Source organism: Candidatus Poribacteria bacterium, assembly GCA_021295755.1.
In the GTDB taxonomy this organism is placed as follows: domain Bacteria; phylum Poribacteria; class WGA-4E; order WGA-4E; family PCPOR2b; genus PCPOR2b.
Map to the genome: position 1 here is coordinate 5,438 of JAGWBT010000125.1, position 5,504 is coordinate 10,941.

Below are 5,504 nucleotides of genomic sequence, written 5' to 3' on the forward strand. Positions count from 1 at the left end.
CGCAATAGGTAGACTCTGTTGACAGATGTATAGCACTATAGGGTAAGTCGTAACTTGAGTTAAAAAACACAAAAGGAGAATGACCAATGAAACGCCATCACATCGCAGCCGTGTTTTGTCTAATCTTCGGAGGATTACTTGCCTATACCAGATTCCATCATGGCGATATGGGTGGTGCAATTAGGACAGGCATTCTCTTCGCCCTACTTGGAGTCTTTGTCTTTTTTTATGCCGGAAAAGTGCGGGATCGCCTCAGACCTGTGGTAATCGCGTTACCCGTAATCCTTGTAGGGTTAATGGCTTACAGGGATTTCATAGATGGAAATATGATGAGCGTAATTACAGCGAGTATCGTGTTGATTTTAGGGGGAATCCTAACGTTGTTTCAAGACACATCCTTCATTAAAGAGAAAATACGTCCCTGGTTGAGACCTATTCCATATATTGGACTGGCTGTTATGTTCATCATAACACTTTTGCTCCTCTTTAGGGGCTGAAACGAGCCCAAGCTAAAGCCCTTCAACTAGTGAAACCGATAGTGCTTTCGCAATTAAAGTCTATTCCTCTTTTTGCTCGTTTAGCGAAGATTTTACCCTCTTATAGTTTTATGGTATCAGCTCAAATACAGGCCGTTACAAATACCTCTTCGGTTGAGGGATAAAAGGAGAATAACCAATGAAACGTCATCACATTGTAGCTATATTTTCCTTTATCTTCGGCGGATTATTTGCTTATGTACAATTCCACCATGGGGATACAGACCGTGCAATTCGGACGGGCATCATCTGTATCATAGTCGGAATTGTCGCACTTTTTTACGAAAAATTGCGAGCCTGGCTCAGACCCGTGGGAGTCGCTGTGCCCTTAGTTATTATAGGGTTAATGGCGGCTCATGCGGTTTCCACAGGGAATATAGGCGAGGCAATTTTCCTATTTATCGGGATTATTGTAATGGCAGTTCTCCACTTCTTGCAGGACAAACCGTTTGTTAAAGAAAAAATACAACCTTGGTTAGGTCCATAAATTAGGATGATCTGTCGCTCGTTGTGGTTATATTGATGCTGCTTTTACTCTTCTTGGCGTGATAAAACCAATTTAAGCCAAAGCCTTGTGCAGTATAACGAATGAACCAACGCATCTATATCCTGTTAATCCTTAAATCCTGTAAATCCTGATTCAGACCCGTATTCAATGAACCAATGAGCCAACAAAAAATCTCCCACAGCTTGCAGCCATAGGGAGGTTTTTGTTGATCCGCGATCAAGCGTTTGACTCTCTTGCGGTTTTGTGATAACCTAAGTTGCCATTTTAGAGTGGGGGCTATACGGCATACGGAGTATGCCTGCTACTTTACAGAAAGGAATCATTCCCGATGAAATACATCATGTTCACCAAACATCTAGAAGGTTTAGATGTCGCAGGTATTATGGACGCCCTGAAATCGGTCGGCGTGGAAGGCGCAGACCTGTGCGTACGTCCCGGCTATCCCGTCAATCCCGAAAACGCCGACACACAATTGCCAGCAGCCGCCAAACAGTTCGCCGATGAAGGACTGTCAATCCCACTCGTAACGACACCTACCAGTTTTCTGGATCCGCAAGACCCAGACGTGCAACGGGTATATGCAGCATGTGGAGACGCAGGCGTCGCCAATCTCAAGGTCGGCTATTGGCACTGGTCGAAGGAAGATGGCGGATATTGGGCATTGGTCGATCGCATCCGCGCAGCCCTCGACGGATTCCAAGCCCTCTCTGCGAAACACGGGGTCCGTACCTGCCTGCACAACCATTCGGGAACCTCGATGGGATTGAACTCTTCCGCCGTGATGAACCTCGTCAAGGGATTCGATCCGCAGCATGTCGGCGTATTCGCGGATCCGGGGCACCTCTCGATTGTCGGAGAACCGATCGACATGGCACTCGACATCGTGAAAGATTACCTCGCAGTAATGTCATTTAAGGATATGATGCGCCCTCCGGGGGGTGGTACACGGGTCGTCCGAATGGGACACGGTTTCGTCGATTGGGAAACAGCGGTCAGAACCTTAACGGAGATGAACTTCGACGGTCCCGTCAGCTTCCACAGCGAATATAGTGGAGAACCAGTCGATACCGTCATTGATCTCGCACGTATTGATGTTCGCTTTATCAACGACCTACGTGGTAAGAACGGAGAATAAAAGGAGGGAACGGATGAGCCAATTTACACTCGCACTAAATACCAGCACAATCCGCCCGGCAAGCCTAATGGACAAGATTCGGATTGCCGGCGAAACAGGTTACGAAGCCATTGAACTCTGGAACGATGACCTCACCGCCTATGAGGAGCAAAACGGCTCACTAGCAGACGTGAAACGTGCCCTCGACGACTATGGGCTGCCCGTTGTAACCGTCATCGCTCTGCACGGTTGGTTGGATACCACCGGCACGGAACATCAAGAGGCGCTCGAAGAAGCGAAGCGACGCATGGCGCAAGCCGCCGCCGTCGGATCAACCTACAGCGTCGCAAGTCCACCCCGTGGAATCGCTGACCTAGAACTAGGCGGACAAAACTACCGTGAACTCCTTGAATTGGGGCGTAAGTTTGGCGTCAAACCTGCGATGGAGTTTCTGGGCTTCGTAGACCACATCAATCAAGTCAAGCACGCTTGGAAAGTCATGGAGGTTGCCGACCACCCCGACAGCACCATCGTCCTCGATCCATTCCACATCTACCGAGGGGGCGGCGAAACCGACGACATGCGCGGAATCCCCGCCGACAAGATCGCAGTGTTCCATTTCAATGATGCTCCCGCCTCACCGCCACGTGCAGAGCAGACCGACGCCGATCGCGTCTACCCCGGCGATGGTATCCTCGATCTCAAAGAGATGATCGCAGTTCTAAAGGAAACAGACTATCAGGGTGTAATCTCCTTAGAGCTGTTTAATCCCAGCTATTGGGCAGAAGATCCGCGAGAAGTCGCACGGATCGGATTGGAGAAGATGCGGGAAGCAATCGGGGACTAACCCCGCAATATTCGTTCATTAATGAACCAATTCAAACGGGCTAGAACGGTCAGGCAAGGAACGCGAAGGAACCAACAGAATGGAGAAAGCCAGAATTTACTTGTGTGCTATCCTATTTCTTAGCGTTCTTTCGCCTCAAGTCGCTTCCGCTAACGCGCCTATAGATAAAGAACCAGAAGGCAAAGATGCCGCTCAACTGGCAAAACAGCTTTGGGGTGCATTCTTCTCCGCCGATGCCCGATTTCGCCAAGAAGGTATCTTTCGGGACGGTTCGCCGAACCGCTATCGGTATCGCATCAGACTTCGTATGAGCGGAAACTTCCCGATTCATTCAAAGGTCAATCTCGGCTTCAGGATGGTCACCGGTGCGACAGATGATCCCACCACAGGCAACGTCGATCTCGACAACTATTTCTCAAAGAAAGGCTTCAATCTGGATCGACTCTTCCTCCGATATGTCCCAAGCCAGTCGCTGACGGTTACAGTGGGCAAGTTCCCGAATCCGTTTGAACATGTTGAGTTGGCCTTCCACAACGACGTGCAGTTGGAAGGAGCGGCACAGCAGTTCCGGGTGAAGGACGTCGGTTTTATCGATCAGGTACAGTTAAATCTCGGACAGTTCGTTCTAGACGAAATTAAAAGCAGCCCCGATACCAACCTTTTTGCGGGACAGTTGTTTGTCGAGGGATTCCATTTCAAAGGCTTATCTTTCGGCGCGACCCTTTACGAATATCGGAACGAAGACAATATCGCCCAAGCGGTTGAAGAGGGCAGGCTAGGCGGTGGGGATACAAACACACGGATCGGTGCGGGGACAGGGATATCCTCCTATCTATCTGGATTCAGGACAGTTGAGGGGCTTGCAAAGTACGAATTTGCGATCGCCTCCGCGCCTCTATGGCTGCTCGGTGCTTATGCACAAAACCTGCTAGCGGATGCCAACGATAAAGCGTACTGGGCGGAAATTGGGGTGGGACCCATACCTAGGCTAGGTCAACTGCGTACACTTTACCACTATGTTTGGGTTGAACGTGAATCAATGATATCCAACTATAACAACGCCGATATATTTAATCCAAATGCGCACGGACATGAACTGAAATTCGTCTTGCCACTAGAAAAGAATATCAGCATAGAAGTGCTATATTTCATCGCCAAGAATATCATCGCATCTGGCGCGAACTCGTCCCAACATAAAACGAGGTTACAACTCAAGGTGAAATTCTAGGACATTGTGACCGTCTTGCCTTTTCCCTAATTGGCTGCGCCCCCTCCGTTCGACTCAATCCGAACCGAAAACCACTTATAAAGCGCGGGAATCACCAACAGTGTCAAAATGGTTGATGTGACCAACCCGCCGATGACCACCGTCGCCAACGGGCGCTGTACCTCGCTGCCAGTGCCCTGTGAAATCAACAGCGGAATCAGTCCTAGCGCGGTGGTAGTCGCAGTCATCAATACAGGTCTGAGTCGTTGACATGCCCCCTCCATTGATATGCCGTCGCGGACAAGACGGTTAAGATAAGTAATACCAAGCACCACGTTACGATTTCAGGGCGCAATATCATTTGAAATTTCACAAATCCGTAGGGGCAACCCCCGATAGATCGGTATGAAAGCACTTGGGTTGTCCTACCGTAGGTCGATTTTCCAAAATCGACAGATTTGTGTCAATGAACCATCTGCCTTACAACACACTTATCGGATCAATATCCACAATCAGATCGATATTCGTCGGCGATGTCGCGGTAATCGCACACTGAATCAGTTCACGCAGCTCCTCCACATCCTCGGATCGCAACAGAAAATGCCACCGAAATTTATTTCTGATCTTGGCAAGCGGTGCGGGAACGGGCCCCCGAATCTCAACTGTAGGGAAGCAATCCCCCTTGAAGGTTTCGAGTTGATCAAGCAGATTATTGGAGGCTTGGATTACCTCCGCCTCAACCTCCCCACGGAGCAGAATGGTTGCAGCATGGCTCAATGGCGGGTAAAGCAGCGCCTCCCGATAACCGATCTCTTCACGATAGAAACGGAGATAGTCATGCCCCTGTGCCGCTTGGATGCTGTAGTGTTCCGGCATATAGGTCTGAATAATGACGTTACCGCCCGCTTCGCTACGACCAGATCGTCCGGCCACCTGTGTCAGCAAATTAAACGACCGTTCACCGGCACGAAAATCTGGCAGATTGAGTGCGGTATCGGCAGAAATCACACCCACAAGGGTCACATTTGGAAAATCTAACCCTTTCGCAATCATCTGCGTTCCCACCAAAATATCAATTTCCCCACTCTTGAAAACGTCCAAGATCTGCTGGTGGGCATTTTTGCGTGCCGTCGAATCGGCGTCCATCCGCTTGACCTTCGCTTTGGGGAATGCCTTGCCCACCTCCTGCTCAACCTGCTCGGTGCCAAGTCCAAAATAGCGGATGTACACGCTGCCACATTCTGGACAAACTTGGGGCGTTGGGCGTTCATAACCGCAGTGCCGACACCCCA

Annotated in this window: 6 protein-coding genes and 1 pseudogene; 5 read left to right on the forward strand and 2 right to left on the reverse strand. The window is 49.8% G+C overall.

Going from position 1 to position 5,504, the window contains the following annotated elements; translation table 11 throughout:
- Window positions 1-86: 86 nt before the first annotated feature.
- The 5 genes from J4G02_17025 (at window position 87) to J4G02_17045 (ending at window position 4,233) form a co-directional block, all read left to right on the forward strand.
- Entirely contained in the window at window positions 87-497 is a 411-nt protein-coding gene (locus tag J4G02_17025) for a hypothetical protein (protein MCE2396254.1), read from the forward strand.
- A 178-nt stretch (window positions 498-675) separates the two neighbouring features.
- Window positions 676-1,023 (forward strand): hypothetical protein, encoded by a 348-nt coding sequence (locus tag J4G02_17030; protein ID MCE2396255.1) that lies wholly within the window; start codon window positions 676-678, stop codon window positions 1,021-1,023.
- A gap of 349 nt (window positions 1,024-1,372) precedes the next feature.
- Complete coding sequence (locus J4G02_17035; GenBank protein ID MCE2396256.1) at window positions 1,373-2,179, forward strand: sugar phosphate isomerase/epimerase; 807 nt, start codon at window positions 1,373-1,375, stop codon at window positions 2,177-2,179.
- A 13-nt stretch (window positions 2,180-2,192) separates the two neighbouring features.
- The gene (locus J4G02_17040; protein MCE2396257.1) at window positions 2,193-3,005 is read left to right on the forward strand and encodes a sugar phosphate isomerase/epimerase; all 813 of its coding nucleotides are present in this window, start codon (window positions 2,193-2,195) and stop codon (window positions 3,003-3,005) included.
- Window positions 3,006-3,084: 79 nt separating this feature from the next.
- On the forward strand, window positions 3,085-4,233 hold the full coding sequence (locus J4G02_17045) for a putative porin (protein MCE2396258.1): 1,149 nt from the start codon (window positions 3,085-3,087) through the stop codon (window positions 4,231-4,233).
- 26 nt (window positions 4,234-4,259) lie between these two features.
- On the opposite strand, the pseudogene J4G02_17050 reads toward J4G02_17045, so the two are convergent.
- Window positions 4,260-4,550: pseudogene (locus J4G02_17050) on the reverse strand (efflux RND transporter permease subunit).
- 142 nt (window positions 4,551-4,692) lie between these two features.
- Window positions 4,693-5,504, reverse strand: an 812-nt coding sequence (gene priA / locus J4G02_17055; GenBank protein MCE2396259.1) for a primosomal protein N', incomplete at its 5' end; no start/stop codon positions are given.

Excerpts from the sequence above, each read along its gene's own strand:
- J4G02_17045 (MCE2396258.1), top strand. The coding sequence starts at position 3,085 with ATGGAGAAAGCCAGAATTTACTTGTGTGCTATCCTATTTCTTAGCGTT.
- J4G02_17040 (MCE2396257.1), top strand. The coding sequence starts at position 2,193 with ATGAGCCAATTTACACTCGCACTAAATACCAGCACAATCCGCCCGGCA.
- J4G02_17025 (MCE2396254.1), top strand. The coding sequence starts at position 87 with ATGAAACGCCATCACATCGCAGCCGTGTTTTGTCTAATCTTCGGAGGA.
- J4G02_17030 (MCE2396255.1), top strand. The coding sequence starts at position 676 with ATGAAACGTCATCACATTGTAGCTATATTTTCCTTTATCTTCGGCGGA.
- J4G02_17035 (MCE2396256.1), top strand. The coding sequence starts at position 1,373 with ATGAAATACATCATGTTCACCAAACATCTAGAAGGTTTAGATGTCGCA.